Source organism: Polynucleobacter victoriensis, from assembly GCF_900187875.1.
GTDB lineage: Bacteria > Pseudomonadota > Gammaproteobacteria > Burkholderiales > Burkholderiaceae > Polynucleobacter > Polynucleobacter victoriensis.
Window position 1 is genome coordinate 105,261 of the sequence record NZ_FYEX01000001.1, and the last position, 17,910, is coordinate 123,170.

At 43.0% G+C, this 17,910-nt stretch carries 13 protein-coding genes, 1 other RNA gene and 1 pseudogene; 6 read left to right on the top strand and 9 right to left on the bottom strand.

Annotated features, from left to right (window positions below; genetic code table 11):
* Positions 1–2: 2 nt before the first annotated feature.
* The 7 genes and pseudogenes from rpoS to dnaX all read right to left on the bottom strand — a co-directional run bounded on the left by rpoS (position 3) and on the right by dnaX (position 5,973).
* A complete protein-coding gene (rpoS, locus tag CFR83_RS00540; protein ID WP_088811979.1) occupies positions 3–962 on the bottom strand; it encodes an RNA polymerase sigma factor RpoS in 960 nt (319 codons plus the stop codon).
* A gap of 2 nt (positions 963–964) precedes the next feature.
* Positions 965–1,768, bottom strand: a complete 804-nt coding sequence (locus CFR83_RS00545; RefSeq protein WP_088811980.1) for a peptidoglycan DD-metalloendopeptidase family protein — start codon at positions 1,766–1,768, stop codon at positions 965–967.
* A gap of 18 nt (positions 1,769–1,786) precedes the next feature.
* Positions 1,787–2,419 (bottom strand): annotated as a pseudogene (locus CFR83_RS00550) (protein-L-isoaspartate(D-aspartate) O-methyltransferase); the annotation flags it as partial.
* A 51-nt stretch (positions 2,420–2,470) separates the two neighbouring features.
* Complete coding sequence (gene surE / locus CFR83_RS00555; RefSeq protein WP_088811982.1) at positions 2,471–3,265, bottom strand: 5'/3'-nucleotidase SurE; 795 nt, start codon at positions 3,263–3,265, stop codon at positions 2,471–2,473.
* A gap of 70 nt (positions 3,266–3,335) precedes the next feature.
* Positions 3,336–3,962 carry a recombination mediator RecR gene (gene recR / locus CFR83_RS00560; RefSeq protein ID WP_088811983.1) on the bottom strand — a complete coding sequence of 209 codons (627 nt, stop codon included), beginning with the start codon at positions 3,960–3,962 and terminating at the stop codon, positions 3,336–3,338.
* 5 nt (positions 3,963–3,967) lie between these two features.
* Positions 3,968–4,291, bottom strand: a complete 324-nt coding sequence (locus tag CFR83_RS00565; protein ID WP_088811984.1) for a YbaB/EbfC family nucleoid-associated protein — start codon at positions 4,289–4,291, stop codon at positions 3,968–3,970.
* Between the two features lie 32 nt (positions 4,292–4,323).
* The gene (dnaX, locus tag CFR83_RS00570) at positions 4,324–5,973 is read right to left on the bottom strand and encodes a DNA polymerase III subunit gamma/tau (protein WP_088811985.1); all 1,650 of its coding nucleotides are present in this window, start codon (positions 5,971–5,973) and stop codon (positions 4,324–4,326) included.
* Positions 5,974–6,012: 39 nt separating this feature from the next.
* On the opposite strand from dnaX, the gene ffs reads away from it, so the two are divergent.
* An RNA gene (ffs, locus tag CFR83_RS00575) (signal recognition particle sRNA small type) lies at positions 6,013–6,110 on the top strand.
* Between the two features lie 56 nt (positions 6,111–6,166).
* On the opposite strand, the gene CFR83_RS00580 is transcribed toward ffs, so the two are convergent.
* The gene (locus CFR83_RS00580) at positions 6,167–9,541 is read right to left on the bottom strand and encodes a UvrD-helicase domain-containing protein (RefSeq protein ID WP_088811986.1); all 3,375 of its coding nucleotides are present in this window, start codon (positions 9,539–9,541) and stop codon (positions 6,167–6,169) included.
* Positions 9,538–12,321 carry a PD-(D/E)XK nuclease family protein gene (locus CFR83_RS00585; RefSeq protein WP_088811987.1) on the bottom strand — a complete coding sequence of 928 codons (2,784 nt, stop codon included), beginning with the start codon at positions 12,319–12,321 and terminating at the stop codon, positions 9,538–9,540. The genes CFR83_RS00580 and CFR83_RS00585 overlap by 4 nt, the downstream gene beginning before the upstream one ends.
* 109 nt (positions 12,322–12,430) lie before the next feature.
* Here CFR83_RS00585 and trxA point away from each other — a divergent pair, with 109 nt between their 5' ends.
* The 5 genes from trxA to CFR83_RS00610 all read left to right on the top strand — a co-directional run bounded on the left by trxA (position 12,431) and on the right by CFR83_RS00610 (position 17,830).
* Positions 12,431–12,757: a thioredoxin TrxA gene (gene trxA, locus CFR83_RS00590; RefSeq protein WP_088811988.1), complete on the top strand. Its 327-nt coding sequence runs from the start codon at positions 12,431–12,433 to the stop codon at positions 12,755–12,757.
* Between the two features lie 182 nt (positions 12,758–12,939).
* Entirely contained in the window at positions 12,940–14,202 is a 1,263-nt protein-coding gene (gene rho, locus CFR83_RS00595; protein WP_088811989.1) for a transcription termination factor Rho, read from the top strand.
* 153 nt (positions 14,203–14,355) lie between these two features.
* Positions 14,356–14,622, top strand: coding sequence for a type B 50S ribosomal protein L31 (locus CFR83_RS00600; RefSeq protein ID WP_088811990.1), 267 nt, complete (start codon positions 14,356–14,358; stop codon positions 14,620–14,622).
* A gap of 102 nt (positions 14,623–14,724) precedes the next feature.
* The gene (locus tag CFR83_RS00605; protein ID WP_088811991.1) at positions 14,725–16,461 is read left to right on the top strand and encodes an ArnT family glycosyltransferase; all 1,737 of its coding nucleotides are present in this window, start codon (positions 14,725–14,727) and stop codon (positions 16,459–16,461) included.
* Positions 16,451–17,830: an MATE family efflux transporter gene (locus CFR83_RS00610; RefSeq protein WP_088811992.1), complete on the top strand. Its 1,380-nt coding sequence runs from the start codon at positions 16,451–16,453 to the stop codon at positions 17,828–17,830. Before CFR83_RS00605 ends, CFR83_RS00610 begins: the two co-directional genes overlap by 11 nt.
* Positions 17,831–17,910: the final 80 nt, after the last annotated feature.

The following is a 17,910-nucleotide window of genomic DNA, read 5'->3' on the forward strand; positions in this document are numbered from 1 at the left end:
GCTCAATCATCCAACACAGTGTCTTTATCAAGACCATGACTCTGTAAATATTTTTTAAGTTTAACTAAAGCTTCTTGCTGTATCTGACGAATACGCTCTTTAGATAAACCCACTTCTTTTGACAACTCTTCTAAAGTGGCTGGCTCTTGATTGTCCAAGCCGTAGCGCCTAGTAATCACTTTGCGCTGATCATCTTTCAAACCCTTTAACCAACTTCTCAGCTTTTCTTCAACTTGTGATTTTTCCACCTCTTGATCTGGGCCCGCACTACGCTCATCTGAAATTAGATCTAACAAACTAGAACCTGGATCCAGGTCACGAGGAGCATCTAGAGAAGTTGTGTGCTCTGCCATTGCTAAAGCATCAGCCACGTCTTCAATTGTTTTACCAGTCAAACTCGCTATGTCATCAATATCAGGACTTCGCCCCTCAGAGGCTAGCGCTTGCTCTAGGTAACGCCTAGCCCTTAATACCTGGTTAATCTCTCTAATCACATGCACAGGCAACCTGACTGTGCGGACTTGACTCATTAAAGCCTTCTCAATGCTTTGCCTAATCCACCAGGTGGCATAAGTAGAAAATCTAAAACCTCTTTGCGGCTCAAATTTATCCAAGGCATGCATCAAACCAAGATTACCTTCCTCGATTAAATCTGGAAATGGCAAACCTCGATTCATATAAGTTTTTGCAATACTTACAACCAGGCGTAGATTGTGCTCAATCATTGCCTGACGAGCAGCAAAATCACCATCTTTCGCCTTAGTGGCAACCAGTAACTCTTGCTCGGAAGTAAATAAAGGTTTGCTAGATATTTGCTGCAAATAACGCTGCACCAAATCAGCAGATAACTCAGCAGCTAAAACTTGCTTGAGTTCATCAGCATCAATTTCTTGATTCGCTAGGTCATCCAGATCAGAAAAGTCATTAGATGAACTGTTATCTGAGTCTGCTGGTAAAGACATCTTTATGGTAAGTAAGCGATAGGATCAACGGGTTTGCCATTTTTGCGAAGCTCAAAATGTAACTTCACACGGTCAGCATCAGTATTCCCCATCTCCGCAATCTTTTGAGACTTCTTCACCATATCCCCCTCTTTTACCAAGAGAGTTTTATTGTGAGCATAGGCTGTGAGATAGGTGTTGTCATGTTTAACAATCACTAAATTACCGTAACCTCTTAGACTGTTACCAGCATAAACCACCTTACCATCAGCTGCAGATTGAACTGCATCACCAGGTTTACCAGCAATACCAATACCTTTTGACTTACCCTCATCAAAACGTTCAATCACTTCACCCTTTGAAGGCCAAGATAAGCGTATACCTAAATCAGTTGGAGTATCAGGTTTGGTCTTTTCAGGCACGGCTTCCTGCTTAGCCAACTTATCCTCTTTATTAGGTTGCTTGTCTATAGGCTTTGGCGCCTCTTTAACTGTTACCGGCTTTTCCTGCTTTACTTCAATTTTGGTACTAGCTGTTTTGGCCGATTTAGGTGGCGTGATACGAATCACTTGATCAACCTCAATGAGGTTAGGATCAGCAATATTGTTCCACTCAGCTATATCACGATGAGATTGCCCATGATCAAGAGCAATTCTTAATAATGTGTCACCACGTTTAATTCGATAATAGCCAGGCTCTACTGGTTCAGCGCTGCGACCACTTGAGCGATCAACAACTGGTGCAGGCGACAAGCGCGTAGCACATCCTGACTGAAATAAAACAGCCAAAACTGGTAAAACTATCATCAAAAAACGAGTCAAAGTCATAAATTCTTACGATATTAATTAGACAGTACCTGATTGTAAGGGCACAAAAAATACTTCTTCAAGAACAGTTCTTTGATAGCGCTGCGAACTCACCCTCTCAACGACTACTAACTGCTGCTCCTCTTCACTTTTAGCTACCGGTGCAACTAATCTACCACCAATAGCCAATTGATCCAACAGAGGATCAGGAATACCTAAACCAGCTGCTGCCAAAATAATTCCATCAAATGGAGCTGCTTGAGGCAAACCACGAATACCATCGCCATATACCAAGCGAAGATTCGGAATTCGGAATGGTCTTAACTTAGCCCTAGCCTGATCATGTAAAGGTCTAATTCTCTCAATCGAGTAGACCTCAGCTGCAACCAAACTAAGGATAGCAGCCTGATATCCACAACCGGTGCCAATTTCAAGAACCTTGCCTAACTCTTTCTTGGGTTTATGCAATAACTCCACCATGCGGGCTACCACAGAAGGTTTAGAAATTGTTTGTTGATGACCAATCGGTAGTGCAGAATCTTCATAGGCTCTGGTATCCAAAGCCTCATCAACAAAAGCATGTCTTGGTACAGTAGCAATAGCTTCTAACACCTGACGATGGCGCACACCGCTAGCAGCCACCTTCTCCGCCAACTGAATACGCGCCTTATCGTGAATTGGATCTTTTTTAACCACTAGTAACCTATGACTTACTTATCTATATTAGTTTTTATTCCAGTTAGCATCGATCATGTGCGCACGCATGCGCGTGTGCGATAAATCTAACTGTAAAGGCGTGATTGAAACTTGGCCATGCTCAATCGCATGAAAATCCGTTCCCTCAGTTGCATCTCTGGCAACACCTGGAGGACCAATCCAATATATTGGCTCACCACGAGGGTTGTTTTGCATGATTACGTTCTGAGAATGATGGCGATTACCTAACCTAGTCACGCGCCAAGCTTTTAATTGCTCATACGGGCGATTAGGGATGTTTACATTCAGCAATGTAGGCTTAGGCAGATTAATACCATCACTCATTAAATGACCATCCACAGGTTGTTCAATTTGTTGGAGAACAATATCTCTGGCAACCTTGGCAGCATCATCAATACCAGACCAACCCTTATCAACCTGAGAAAAAGCTATCGCTGGAATACCAAACATAACTCCCTCGATAGCTGCAGCAACCGTACCTGAATAAAGAACATCTTCACCCATATTCTCACCCTGGTTAATTCCCGAAACCACAATATCTGGTTTTGAATCCAATAAACCAGTCAATGCAACGTGCACACAATCTGTTGGCGTACCGTTGACATATAAGAAATTATCTCTTTCACCACCAACCACACGATTAACAGTTAAAGGCCGAGACAAAGTCAGTGAGTTAGATGCACCGCTATGATTTTGCTCAGGCGCAATCACTGTAACCTTACCCAAGGGGCGCAAAGCGTTAACGAGCGCAAGCAACCCAGGGGCTAAATAACCATCATCGTTGGCAATTAATATGTGCATAAGGTCTCAGTGGAAAGAATGCCAAGCATATAGCTTGGGTACTTGGAAGCCTCTATCTTAATCTTTTTTATCAACTAACTGAGCGTCGATCCATCATCGCTCTGGCTAAAGTACTTGCATCAACATACTCTAGCTCTCCACCAACAGGTACACCCCTCGCAATTCTAGAAACTTTAATGCCTCGAGCCTTCATGATTTCACCAATGTAATGGGCAGTCGCCTCACCCTCGCTGGTGAAGTTGGTTGCTAAAACCACTTCTTTAACAGGCTCTTTGCTTTTCTCAACTCGCTCAATTAAGCGATCTAGATGTATTTCATTTGGGCCCAAACCATCTAGCGGAGATAGCCTTCCCATCAACACAAAATATAAGCCACGATAAGTCAGAGTCTGTTCAACCATCAGTTGGTCAGCAGGCGTTTCAACCACACATAAAATACTTGGGTCACGGCGCTCATCAGCACAAGTTGTACAAACTTCTAACTCAGAAAAGGTATTACATAAAGTGCAATGGTGAATATTGTTCACCGCATCTAGCAAACTCTGCCCCAGTACTGCAGCTCCATTACGGTCATGTTGCAGCAAATGAAACGCCATGCGTTGCGCTGACTTAGGACCAACACCTGGCAAAGCTTTTAAAGCTTGCACCATGCGCGATAGAGCATCCTGTGCCTGGTCCGGTGAGCGGTTATCTGCCATGCTAATTAGAACGGCAATTTGAATCCTGGTGGCATTGGCATACCTGCCGTAGCACCAGACATTTTTTTATTAGAAACTTCCTCGGCCTGACGATAAGCATCTGCATATGCAGTAACTAGCAAGTCTTCTAACATTTCGCGATCATCCATAGCTGTTTCAGAAATTTCAACGCGCTTAACCACGTGCTTACCAGTCATAGTCACTTTGATAGAACCTGAAGCTGCTTGACCAACAACTTCCAAAGCTTCCAATTCAGCTTGGGCACGCTTCATGTTCTCTTGCATCTGCTGAGCTTGCTTCATCAAACCAGCAATATTGCCTTTCATCATTTTCTTAATCCCCTAACAAAAACTACTAATACTTATTGAATTGGCCTAATACTGCCAGGCACAACCGTTGCACCGAACTCAGCCTGAATACTTTTCACAAAATCATCGTTTGCAACAGACTCTTCCGCACCCTCTTGCTTTTCTTGTTTAATCTTCGCCTCAACAGCAGCAATTGATTGAGTTGCCTTACCTGTCTCAATCAAAATTTTCACTTGCTTGCCTAAATAGGTAGATAAAGCATCTTGAAGTCGATTAACACTTTCGGTACTTGCCAACTGAGGCATACCAACAATCACTGTTGCTTTGATGTTGCCACCTTGTTCATCCCACTTCTGTAGCTCAGTTTGAAATGCTAATTGCTGCACCAATCCTCGGACAGGTAAAGCTTTCATCCAAGCCTGCCAATCTGGATCATCTTGGTTATAACTAACTGCTGTTGCTGATGTATTTACTGGTTTAGTCGTTACTGAAGCGGTCTTAGCTGGAGCTGCCTGAGGGGCAGACAAGCCTGCCGCAGCTTTTGCTGCAGCCGGACCACTCAAGGCTTTTGCTGGACCTGCTGACTTTGGAGAACCAGAACCATCGCCTGGCTTGAATGCCAACATTCTAAGAAGAGCCATCGTAAAGCCCGCTTGCTCATCTGGAGCTAAGGATAAATCTGGCCGACTAGTAATCGCGATTTGGTAGTACAGCTGAACCTCTTCTTTACCAAATAAAGCGGCTAAACGACGTACATCACTCGCCTCAGGCCAATCATCCAAGACTGCAGACGGAACTGTTTGAGCCAAGGCAATCTTTTGCAACAAGGATGCCAAATCTTGCAAAGCCAAAGAAAATGAAAGACTTCTCTCCGCCATCTCATCGGAAATCTTCACTAAAGTCTCGCCATCTCTTGACTGCAAAGCATCCAAGACTCTAATTAGATATGTTTCATCTAGCGTGCCTAACATTGCTCTGATCGCTGATTCACTCACTGGGCCAGCTGCATAGGCTATGGCTTGATCAGTTAAAGACAAAGCATCGCGCATAGAACCTTGCGCAGCTTTGGCCAAAATACGTAGCGCACCAATTTCAAATGGGACAGATTCTGCCTCTAAAACTTTTTGCAAATGTTCCACAATTGCAGGAATAGGCATTTGCTTTAGATTAAATTGCAAACAGCGAGATAGAACTGTTACTGGAATTTTTTGTGGATCAGTTGTTGCAAGAATAAATTTAACGTGTGGCGGTGGTTCCTCTAGCGTTTTGAGCATTGCATTAAATGCATGCCCAGTTAGCATATGAACCTCGTCGATCATATAAACCTTAAAACGTGCACTGCTTGGTGCGTACATGGCTTTCTCAAGCAACTGAGCCATGTCATCAACACCGCGATTGCTTGCAGCATCCATCTCGATGTAATCAACATATCTGCCAGCATCGATCTCTGTACAAGCTGGGCATTGACCACATGGTTGAGAAGTCATTTGCCCCTGGTCATCAGCACCAGTGCAATTTAAGGCTTTAGCCAAAATACGTGAAATAGTTGTCTTACCGACACCTCTGGTACCAGTAAATAACCAAGCATGGTGTAAACGCTGCTGATCTAAGGCATGAGTCAATGCTTTGACCACGTGCTCTTGGCCAACTAGGGTTGAAAAATCTCTCGGGCGCCACTTTCGGGCTAATGCTAATGCAGTCATATTGTCATTCTACAAGTAGAAGGCAGTAGAATGTCAGAGGACGGGCCTCCTCGCATGGTGGCTTGGCAACCTGGTCAGGTCGGGAACGAAGCAGCCAAACCCAATTACTACCAGTGCCGAGGGTCAGGCTCGTCCACCTACTTACCTCATTTTTCAGTCTATTTTTACCCACATATTTCCTTTAGGTTTTTCCCTAATTAGGACCATTCATCTCCAAAAGCTCACCTTTGCCACTTAATAAATAGGATTTAACCTCTTTATCAGGTCGTAGCTTTGATACACATTGCCTATATGTTGCCATTTGTAATTGATATTTTTGATATAACTCGTGAGTTACTTCAGGAATGGAAAGCTTGTAATCCAATATCAATAGCTGATTAGGTAACTCAATCAATCGGTCAATCCTTAATAAACGACCATCAGAACTTGCGATATCTAACTCTTCCCAAGCATTTTGTATCTCGTTACTAAAGAAGAATTTTTCGGCAAAATCTGAAGATAAGACATTCACCGCACATCGTCTTGCATCACTGGCTAATTTTGAATCAATATTCAACCAAGAGACGAGCTCATCACTAGGGGGTAAATCCTCGACATGTCGAATACCCATTCTCATGACATGCTCCATGATGGCATGAAAGGCAACGCCTAAATCAATAACTTTCTGTTGTTCAGGAGTTATTAGCTCCTCGTCAAATGGCACTGATACATCGGCCTCACCTTGCCAAGCGACCTCAAAATCAAAGAATTCATGGCTATCAACCATATCGCCACTAGATTTGATTACCTCTGTGGCAACACCATCTTGCTCTTCAATTTTATCAACCCCAGCTCGCTCAAGCCTGTCATACCAACCATTAGCAGCAACTGGCTTATCACTCTTATTTACCAAACCTGATATGTAAACAGCCTCTTTTGCTCTAGTTAATGCCACATATAAAAGGTTCCAATTTTCAATTTCAGCAATTGCATCCTCACGATCCCTAAGTTCTTGGCGCGCAGGATCTTTAGGCTTACCAGAAAAAATAGGAGATATATGTTGCGGGCCTTGATCACCTGGCATCCAACTCATCAGGACACCTACATTGTCATGACCACTGCGGGTGGTATTAGTGTTCATCAAAATGACAAAGCGTGATTCCAAGCCCTTAGCCGCATGAATAGTTAAAACTCTCACGCGAGCATCCGAGGAAGCGGCGTCTTCATCAGCATCCTCATCAACAACTGACTCACCCTCATCTGGACTCTCTTCTTCAGCGCCACGTTTGATTTTTTTAAGTTCGGCAATAAATCTAGGTAAGCTTGGATAACGACCACCATCCAAATCTAACGCTAAAGCCAAGAATGCATCCAAATTGGAAAGAACTTGATCTCGTTGTAAAGGCGGAGCGAATTGAGCGTACCTCAGACGCAACTGTGTTTGCGCGTAAATATGATCTAACAAATCATGAACAGGTAAATGTTTAGCTAAATCAATCCAACTCAATATATCTTTGTAAATTTGGTGATGCTGACTCTCAGTCTGACCTATGAGGTGCCAGAATGAGTGATGCTGATGAGACAGTTTTGAGGCTGTTAACTGCATCAACTGTTCATCAGAAAAAGCATAGATGGGGGAGCGTAAAACCTGAGCCAGAGATAAATCATCAGTAGGTGTGATTAACACCGACAACAGGGCAATCATATCTTCCGCCTCTAAGGTCTTAAGAAGCCCACCCTGCCTTGGACTATCGCATGGAACCCCACAATCTCTGAATGCTTTTTCAATATGCGAAAGATGAGTTCTAGATCTTAATAAGATTAAGAAATCACCCCAAGAAGCATTTTTTTTAGCTTTAACCCGTTGAATGTGTCTTGCCACCTGTAATGCCTCAGCATAACTCTGCTTAGCTTTCGACTCTTTAGCCGAGTCAATATAAGGATTGATCAGCGCATTCCTATGTGGGTGCTTAGTGATATTTGGGGCTTCAATCAAAGGTAAGAGAAAGACTTCGCCATTACCGTAGATGTTTTTCGCTTGTGGGTTGCGCGTTTGCTCTTCAAATGGATAGGCCTCTGGAACATCAGGCAACTGAAACACCGCATTAACCGCCTCCAATACTGCCGGACTATTTCTTCGCGTAGCATTAAATGGATGAAACTTGGCTTTGAAGTGATTCTCCAAATACGTTTTAGCTTCTTTGAACAAGCGCACATCTGCTCTTCTAAAACGATAAATGGACTGCTTTGGATCGCCCACTAAAAACACAGAGGGCTTATCCTCGCCATCACCATAAGCACTTAACCAGGACAATAAAATTTGCCACTGTTGTGGATTGGTATCTTGAAACTCATCAATTAAAAGATGCTTGTACTTCGCATCAAGCCTTGCTTGCAGATAATTAGCCACGTCAGAGTTCAACATCAACTTAGCTGTGTAGGCTTCTAAATCAGAAAAATCCTGCACCCGCAGCAATTCTTTTTTAGCTTGGTAGTGCGAAAGCATATCCATACCAATAGTTACCCAAGCCTGATGAATTGCATGTGCGCGATGATCAGCCATCCAACGGTAGTGATCGAATAATACTTGTGCCCAATACTGGCGAGTTTTATTGATTTGCTGCTCTAACTCTTCTGGGTTAGATAGCTTTTTGAGAGATTTTTTTAAATCACCAGAAGCCGATAGTTGCGCCAAACACTCATAATCACCATTCAAAAATGCAGGCTTTAAGGCGTTTGCGACTTCTGACAAGTCGTACTGATGAGAATGTTTCTTTAAACCATCACTGATTGCTTTAGCGTATCCAAGATCTCTTTTGCCGCCATTCTCCAAATAACTAGCAAGCGACATTAAATTACCTAAATTACCCGGGTCATCTAAAGCAGTTTTTAATGGATCCTGAATATCCAGTAAATCAGATTGATCAATCACCGAACGTAATGGATCAAGACTCTTCTTTTGGCACTCAGTGAGATAACTTAACCACTCGGCTTTTACTGTTAAAAACCCTTTGGACCCAATGAGTAAGTCATTAGCATTTTTAGCCTTTAATTCTTTAACCAGTAACTCATAAGCAGATCTGACGGGCCCTTTCTCTTTGGTAGGCAAACTAGTCCACCAATCCTCTAAACACTCATCTTGTAAACGCTTAAAGTCATCTCTTAAATTAAGACCTTGAGGGACACCAGAATTTAGAGGTGCCCCCCTTAATAAATGACTAAACCAACCATGGAAAGTTTCTATACATAAAGGATATGGGTCAGACAAGACTTCTTCAAATAAAGCCCTAGCTCGCGGGGCTAAATTTTGGGCATCCGACTCTGACAAACCACGCGCCATTAACTCATCTAGTAACTCGTTATGAGGGCAATTAGCTAACTTTAATAAGACTTCATCTAAACGCCCACGCATTTCTTGGGCAGCTTTTCTTGTAAATGTAATCGCTAGAATTTCTCGAGGTTTTGCGCCACTCAATAAAAGACGAACAATTCTGGATACCAATAGCCACGTCTTACCGCTACCAGCACATGCCTCAATAACGACTGATAAATGAGGATTACATGAATCATGAGTTAGTTGATCGGTCATGACCACATTCCTTTACGACAAATGCCCCGAGCCTGACAATATTGACAAACGCTATCCGGAGCACTCGCCACCACTGGCGAACCACCCCACAGAGCCTCTATATCGGCAATCATTTGCGCAGGCAACTCATTCATATGTTCAGATAAATCTTCAACCTGAATAGCTGTCTTAGCTTCCTTGATAGATACCCAAGATGCACCAGCAACTGCCTGACCGTTAACAAGATCATGACCATCAACTGCTTTTGCATAAATCACTAACTGTGGGTCATCTTCAATATTGCTTTTCTTTTTATTTATAGAGGTTTTGCTACTGTATTTGTAGTCAATCACCTCAACACCGTGCTCTGGATGAATATCTAAACGATCTACAAATCCAGAAACTCGGATTGAACCAAAACTAGTCAGCAAGTCAAAACCCACAGGCTTTTCACCGTCATGAAATACCCAACCAGCCTCTTCACGTTCCATATGCCAGTTAATCCAATCAGGTATTAATGTTTCCCACTCAATCCACGCCGCCAACCAACGGCCATCAACCTCTAAAAGCGGTTTGAACTGTTTATTAGAAATTGCAAATAAACGTTGCTTCAGTAGCTTAGCTTTTTCATATGGGTTATCTGAAACAATAGCTTGCGTCTTAAGACCATGATAAAAATCTCGCAAGGCAGCATGTAATGCTTGCCCCACAAGACTCAAATCAACCTCTACATCTAAGGTGTTTTGCTCTCTCAAGCCAAGAAGACGCGTGACGTAATACCGATAAGGACATTCTCGCAAAGCACGATAAGCACTAGGACTAATAGAGGCTGGTTTTACATAATCAGTTGGCAACAATGGCGCTGGCTGAACAACTGTAACTGGCTTATATGCAGTAGCTTTTACATCAATACATTGTTTTAATAAATCAGCATGATTGACGTATAGGCGTTGTAACCAGGGCGAGGGTTGCTTTGGCTCACCCGCTGAACCATTTGATTGCCAAACCATTCGCCAATGTGAGTGAGACATCATTAACTGAGATAAGTCCATGGCTTGCTGCTCAAACTCCATGGTCTGTGTTTTGCACCCCAGGATTTTTTTCAACTCACCAGACAAAAACATCGGGCTGTCAGAGACAGATGGCAACTGACCATCGTCACAACCAACCATGACCCAAGCATTAAATCTTCTTAAACGAGTGGCACTTAAAGGCAAAATAGTCACACTAGCTTTTGCGCGAGGATTACTTTCAATATAACTCGCATCTTCGAATATCGACGATAGCAATGAGAGCCATTCAGACTGCTTTAATGAATATTCATTTAAGAGTTGCATAGGCTGCAAAGACTGCAACAACTGCTGACCCGCGACATCTTTGGTCAAGGCATCGAACATTCCTAACTCTTTTAAATCTGACTCTAAAAATTCCAACCACTCACTACATGCTCGCTCAGACATCTGCCATTTATGACTAAGCTCCTGGAGCTTTTTAATGAGATTAGATACAGCATCAACTTCTACATCTTGAGATTGAAGTGCTAGCAAAATACCGCCCCAAGATGCTCTTACATCGGCCTGAATCAAACGTTTTTCTAGATGACTCAGGTAATCAGATGCTTGTTCATCAGAAAGTCCCCATGTAGACCAATTGATGTAGGGATTCTTTAAAAAATCCATGAGCTCAATAGATGTCGGCCCATTTGCTTGACGAAGAACATCTATCCAAGACATGACTGATGCAGCAGCCCTGGTAGTAGAAAGTTTCCAACCTGTTTCATCATGAACCGATAAGCCTTTACCAAAACGGGCTAAAAGGGCTCTGATGCGTCGCGCAACCAAGCGGTCTTGAGCAATCAAAGCAATATGTTGATGCCCTTCTTGCAATAAGTCCTGTATAGCCCCAGCTCCCTGCCATGCTGCATCCTCAAAACCAGATGCTTTATAGACATGTCGGTTGTTTCTAGATAATTCACTGAAATATTGCTCACGGTTTGCTTTAACGGCGTCATCCCTAGATGACACCTCATTACTAATACACTCTGGCCATAAAGCAACAGCAGATTGATCCATCATGCAGTGATGAAATGATGCTTTATCAGAATACGCATCCCAAAGCTGAGCGATTGATTTTTCAAAACCCGGGGTGCCTTTGGCTGTTTCTATGTATATAAGTGGCTGACGAGAAACCCCCGACTTGATCTCATTAAGCCTCAGACCAATAGCCCTTCTTTGACGAACCACGGGATCTTGGCTTGTACTTAAGTATTCCCAAAAAGCTAGAACAATCCGAGTTTCAAACTCAACAATATGTTGCGAAGCCCCTTGATAAGCCTTCTTCACTGCATCGTTCAGTGCGGAGTCAACTACGTCATCAAAAATACCCAAAGTAGCATCAGACAAAAGATCACATACTTCGATGATATTTTTAGCCAATGCCCATTTTGAAGCGTCCGAACTACCAAGCAACATCTGGCTCAATTGAGATCTATCAGACAATGTCTTATAAACCTCAAACCAGCGCTCTAAATCACTCTTAATAGGACCTTCTTTTCTGAGGCCTGGAGTTTCTTTTAACCACTGAGCTAAACCCAATACACGTGGCAAAAAAACTAAATGATCAGAAATACCCGTAGGACGAGCAAGTTCAAGAGCCTGCCTTAAACCGTATGCTGGCCCTGAGGTACTTAGCAACACCAAAGGACTTTCACCTTCAGCCAAGGTGATTTTCCATATAAGACTCGCCAAATCCTCAATAACAAGGCGATTGGGGGCTAAAAGGTGTTGTTGACGATATGACATGGATCAGAGAGTATGCACAAATAAGCGCTTATTGATAATATATTGCTTGTAAGTGATGAATAATCATAAAAACTAAATAATATTTAAAAGAATTAACTAAAGGACTCCTATGAGCGACGCCATTAAATACGTAAGCGATGCATCTTTTGATCAAGATGTTTTGAAATCTGACAAACCAGTATTGCTCGACTTTTGGGCTGAGTGGTGCGGTCCTTGCAAAATGATTGGCCCTATCCTTGAAGAAGTTGCCAAGGAGTACGGCGAAAAGGTTCAAATTGCAAAAATGAACGTTGATGAAAACCAAGGTATCCCAGCTCAATTTGGTATCCGCGGTATCCCTACGTTGATTTTGTTTAAAAATGGTGCGGTAGCTGCTCAAAAAGTGGGTGCTTTGTCTAAGTCTCAGTTGACTGCATTCTTGGATAGCCATATCTAATCCTAACCATGAAGGGGCTCATAAATTGAGCCCCTTTACTTTTAGCTTTACAAAAATACGATATTTGCTCTTTTTTTAATTTAGGGTGTAGAATTCACCCAACCAATGACCAAACGTCCTGTTCAGGTCAATAATTCCAAAAATCTTGTTCTTTCTTAAGGCTTAAGCCTAATTCCAAACACATGCATCTCACAGAACTTAAAGCACTACACGTATCTGCCCTATTAGAAATGGCCGCAGGCCTAGAGATTGAAAATACTCAACGTATGCGTAAGCAAGAGTTGATGTTTGCCATTCTTAAAAAACGCGCTAAAGGCGGCGAAACTATATTTGGTGATGGCGTACTTGAAGTGCTGCCAGATGGGTTTGGATTTTTACGCTCACCAGAGGCCTCATACATGGCGTCTACAGACGACATCTATATTTCTCCAGCTCAGATTCGTCGCTTTAACCTTCACACAGGTGATGCGATTGAAGGTGAAGTAAGAACACCTAAAGAAGGCGAACGTTACTTTGCTCTAGTTAAAGTAGACAAGATCAATGGTCTAGCACCTGAGGCGCTTAAAAACCGCATCATGTTTGAAAACTTAACGCCTCTTCACCCTGATCGCCCAATGCATTTAGAGCGCGACATCAAAGCTGAAGAGAATCTAACTGGACGAATCATCGATATGATTTCTCCAATTGGTTTTGGTCAACGTGCTCTTTTGGTAGCTTCACCAAAATCAGGTAAGACTGTCATGATGCAGCACATCGCCCATGCGATCTCTGCTAATCATCCTGATGCAGTCCTAATCGTTCTACTTGTTGATGAGCGCCCTGAAGAAGTTACAGAAATGCAACGCTCAGTTAAAGGTGAAGTCGTTGCATCTACATTTGATGAACCAGCGGTTCGTCACGTCCAAGTTGCAGAGATGGTGATTGAAAAAGCTAAACGTTTAGTGGAAATGAAACGTGACGTCATCATTTTGCTTGACTCTATTACTCGTTTAGCCCGTGCTTACAACACTGTTGTACCTTCATCAGGCAAAGTTCTATCTGGCGGTGTTGACGCCAATGCTTTACAAAGACCTAAGCGTTTCTTTGGTGCCGCACGTAATATCGAAGAAGGTGGATCACTAACTATCATCGCAACAGCTCTGATTGAGACTGGCAGCCGCATGGATGATTTGATCTATGAGGAATTCAAAGGCACAGGCAACATGGAGGTTCACTTAGAACGCCGTCTTGCTGAACGTCGCGTTTACCCTGCTATCAACTTGAACAAGTCAGGCACACGTCGCGAAGAGTTACTCATCAAGCCAGAACTTCTCCAGAAGATCTGGGTACTACGCAAGCTTATTTCTGACATGGATGACATTGAAGCGATGAACTTTATCGTTGATAAGCTCAAATCCACTAAAAATAATGCGGAATTCTTTGAACTAATGCGCCGTGGCGGTTAAATTTTGATCAAAACTGGCTGAAAAACGTGGTTTTCCAGTCAGTTTTAGCCAAATTAAGCCCATATCTAGTATTTTTTGCTACAATTCTCGTTTTAATTCAGGCAAGTACCTATTTATTAAAATAGGCGGCTACCAAGCTTAAGGACTTTTTAAATGAAACAAGGTATTCACCCAGATTACAAAGAAGTTGTTTTCTTAGACGTATCAAACAACTTCAGCTTCAAAACACGCTCTACTATTGTTACTAAAGAAACAATCAAGTGGGAAGACGGTCAAGAGTATCCATTGGCTAAGATTGAAACTTCTTCTGAGTCACACCCGTTCTACACAGGTACTCAAAAGATTATGGACACTGCTGGTCGTGTTGAGAAATTCCGTCAAAAGTTTGGCGCAAAAGCTACAGGCAAAAAATCAGCCTAAGCAACACCCCTGCTCCATACGGACAATAAAAAGGCAGCTCACGCTGCCTTTTTTACTTAGATGCTTTTCATCGTTTAAAAATCAGGTCACAATTTAAGACACATGAGACCCATCAAACTAACTGCCGCTGCCACAACGACCTTACCTAGGTATGTGTTGGTTCTAATCACAGCCATTTATGGCTTGATTGGCATTTTTGGTAGGGACCCGTGGAAAAATGACGACGCTGCGGGCTTTGGCGCCATGTGGACCTTAGCAAATGGTTCCCTGCAAGATTGGCTATTGCCACACATCGATGGTCGGTCAGATATCTTGGCAGGACCGCTACCGTATTGGATTGGTGGCGCACTAATAAAAGCTTTTGCTCCATTAGTCGGGGCAAGCAACGCCGCTGGTATTTACTCGGCGGCATGTTTTTTCTTAAGTTGTGCAGCTATTTGGCATGCCTCATACCTATTAGGCCGAAGACCAGAAGTTCAACCTACAGCATTTGCTTTAGGTGGACAACCAGAACCGAGAGATTACGGTCGCACACTAGCTGATAGTGCCCTGATGATTTTTTTGGCATGTATTGGTTTAGCAACACGTGCACATGAAACAACTCCAGCGCTCGCTCAATTACTGGGTGTCACGACCCTACTCTATGGTTTAGTACGTGGTCTCGATAAACCCATTCAAGGTGGCTTTTGGACTGGTGTTGGCTTAGCGGTAATTGCACTATCAGCATCACTTTGGCTGTTTGTAGTGATGTTTGCCGGCTTGCTAATTTCATTAGCCATTTGCGAAGTAAAACCAAATGCTAAATGGTTAGGCATGACTTGGTTAGGATCAGTGCTTGGCATCGGCTTGTGGCCTGCTTTGTGGTGGTTGTTTGATTTGCCGACACCACTGATAAAGCAAGCATGGCATGAGTGGTGGTCTAACGATAGCATTCAATTTATCGCCTCAAGTAAGTCAGTTGGATTCTTGGCACGAAATCTACCTCTTTATGCGTGGCCTGTTTGGCCGCTAGCACTATGGAGTATTTGGTTTTGGCGTAAGGGAACTAATTACCCATTAGGAGGTATTCGTAATCCTAATATGGCCCTACCTCTAGGCTTGGTTATTGCTGGGCTGATTTATTTAACGCACCTATCTGCACTTAATGAACAATCATTGTTGATCATCATTCCACCGATGGTCATTTGGGCATGCTTTAGCTTACCAATTATTAAACGTAGCGTGATTAGCTTTATTGATTGGTTAGCCCTACTAAGCTTTACGATTATTGGTGCTTTTATTTGGGTAATGTGGTTTGCCATGACAACCAACTTCCCTGCAAGCCTTGCTAGAAATGTGGCAAAAAAAGTTCCAGGGTTTATCCATGAAGTAAATTGGTTAGCTCTCATAGCAGCGATTGCTGCAACAGCGTTATGGGTCATGGTTGTCAAATGGAGAACTTCAAGAGCACCCAAAGTAATTTGGCGAGCTGTGGTGATTTCTGCATCAGGCACAACACTCACATGGGTTTTATTAATGACCTTGTGGCTACCAACCATCAACTATGCAAAAACTTATCAATCTGTAGCAGCGAGATTGGTTGCTGCCACACCTAAAGATGCTCGGTGTATTAACTCAACTCATCTAGGAGATGGTCAACTTGGTTCGTTTGTGTATTTCACATCTTTGAAATTTAGAGATGATGCAAGCTGTGATTTATGGATTAGCAACCAACCAGGCATGGCACGACAAACAGCCGAGAAGATTGGAATCAATCTAGAATTAATTTGGGAAGATCGACGCGTGAGTGACAGAAACGAGAGACTACGCTTATACAAAGTCACAGGCAATGCTCGCTAAACTTCAAAGAGATATACCAAAACTTATAGGATTAGCTGGCCCACTACTGGTAGGCCAGTTAGCTGTAATTGCCTTTGGCGTGATGGACACAGCGATGGTGGCTCGCTACTCAGCTGATGATCTGGCTGCGCTTGCCATGGCTAGTTCTGTATTTATTAGCATCTATGTTGGATTAACTGGAGTTGTTTCAGCACTAGCACCAATTGCTGGCCAATTATTCGGTGCTAAACGCTTTGATGAAATCGGTGAAGAAGTCCGCCAAGGATGGTGGCTATCCCTTGGCCTGAGCCTCTTTGGCATTCTCATATTAGCCAACCCAGGAATATTGCTATCAATCGCCAATGCCAGCCCAGAAGTCGAAGCAAAAGCGATTTTGTATTTACAAATCGTTGCATGGGGGCTACCTGCAAGTATGGCCATGAGAGTGCTAGTAGCCTTTCATAATGCCGTCTCAAAACCCACAGTAATTACTTGGTTGCAAATTATCGGTTTACTTCTCAAGATACCCCTAAATGCGTGGCTGATTTATGGCGGCCTTGGAATCGACCCAATGGGCGGCCCAGGATGCGCACTCGCCACTGTTGTAATTAACTGGCTATGGTTGATTGCAGCGCTGTGGATTGTCTATCAAGGTAAGTTCTATCAAATATTTGCCGTCTACCAACGCTTTAGCTGGCCTGATAAACATAAAATCAGCACCTTGTTAAAGCTGGGCCTACCTATTGGATTGAGCTATTTGATAGAGGTAACCTCTTTCGCTTTCATGGCATTGTTTATTGCTCGCCTTGGCACATTACCTCTTGCAGGACATCAGATTGTTGCTAACTTAGGCACGGTTTTATACATGCTGCCTCTATCACTATCAATTGCCACATCCACTTTAGTTGCACAATCTATTGGAGCTGACAAACCTACCTTGGCCAAAGAAATTGGTTGGTCATCTTTAATGTTTACAACAAGTATTTGTGTACTGGTGGGCTTACTTGTCTGGCAGTTTAAATACCCCCTACTAGACTTATATGCTCCGCCCGAAGAAGTCAGATTGGCCGCAATTCCGTTATTTTTATTTATAGCGTTTTACCAAATTTTTGATGCACTACAAGTTACTTCAGCATTTATTCTGCGCGGCTACCGAGTAGCATTTTGGCCAATGTGGATCTACGCCATCTCTCTATGGGGAGTTGGATTGGGAGGCGGTTATATATTGGGCTTTAACTTAACCGGCAATATTCCAGAACTACTTCAAGGGGCTCAAGGTTTCTGGTTTGCAAACAGCATGAGCCTAGCAATTGCTGCAGCACTTCTGATGACCCTATTCAAGCACACCGCTAAACGCTTTGAAAAAGAGCATCCCCCAGTTGAAGTGTAACTTCGGTATTGAAGCAATACTCTAATTTGATGAGCTAATAAAAAAAGGCTTCCGAAGAAGCCTTGTCATTTATTTTAGAA

Excerpts from the sequence above, each read along its gene's own strand:
- rpoS (WP_088811979.1), bottom strand. The coding sequence starts at position 962 with ATGTCTTTACCAGCAGACTCAGATAACAGTTCATCTAATGACTTTTCT.
- dnaX (WP_088811985.1), bottom strand. The coding sequence starts at position 5,973 with ATGACTGCATTAGCATTAGCCCGAAAGTGGCGCCCGAGAGATTTTTCA.
- CFR83_RS00585 (WP_088811987.1), bottom strand. The coding sequence starts at position 12,321 with ATGTCATATCGTCAACAACACCTTTTAGCCCCCAATCGCCTTGTTATT.
- trxA (WP_088811988.1), top strand. The coding sequence starts at position 12,431 with ATGAGCGACGCCATTAAATACGTAAGCGATGCATCTTTTGATCAAGAT.
- CFR83_RS00545 (WP_088811980.1), bottom strand. The coding sequence starts at position 1,768 with ATGACTTTGACTCGTTTTTTGATGATAGTTTTACCAGTTTTGGCTGTT.
- recR (WP_088811983.1), bottom strand. The coding sequence starts at position 3,962 with ATGGCAGATAACCGCTCACCGGACCAGGCACAGGATGCTCTATCGCGC.
- CFR83_RS00580 (WP_088811986.1), bottom strand. The coding sequence starts at position 9,541 with ATGACCGATCAACTAACTCATGATTCATGTAATCCTCATTTATCAGTC.
- CFR83_RS00610 (WP_088811992.1), top strand. The coding sequence starts at position 16,451 with ATGCTCGCTAAACTTCAAAGAGATATACCAAAACTTATAGGATTAGCT.
- CFR83_RS00600 (WP_088811990.1), top strand. The coding sequence starts at position 14,356 with ATGAAACAAGGTATTCACCCAGATTACAAAGAAGTTGTTTTCTTAGAC.
- CFR83_RS00605 (WP_088811991.1), top strand. The coding sequence starts at position 14,725 with ATGAGACCCATCAAACTAACTGCCGCTGCCACAACGACCTTACCTAGG.
- surE (WP_088811982.1), bottom strand. The coding sequence starts at position 3,265 with ATGCACATATTAATTGCCAACGATGATGGTTATTTAGCCCCTGGGTTG.
- CFR83_RS00565 (WP_088811984.1), bottom strand. The coding sequence starts at position 4,291 with ATGATGAAAGGCAATATTGCTGGTTTGATGAAGCAAGCTCAGCAGATG.
- rho (WP_088811989.1), top strand. The coding sequence starts at position 12,940 with ATGCATCTCACAGAACTTAAAGCACTACACGTATCTGCCCTATTAGAA.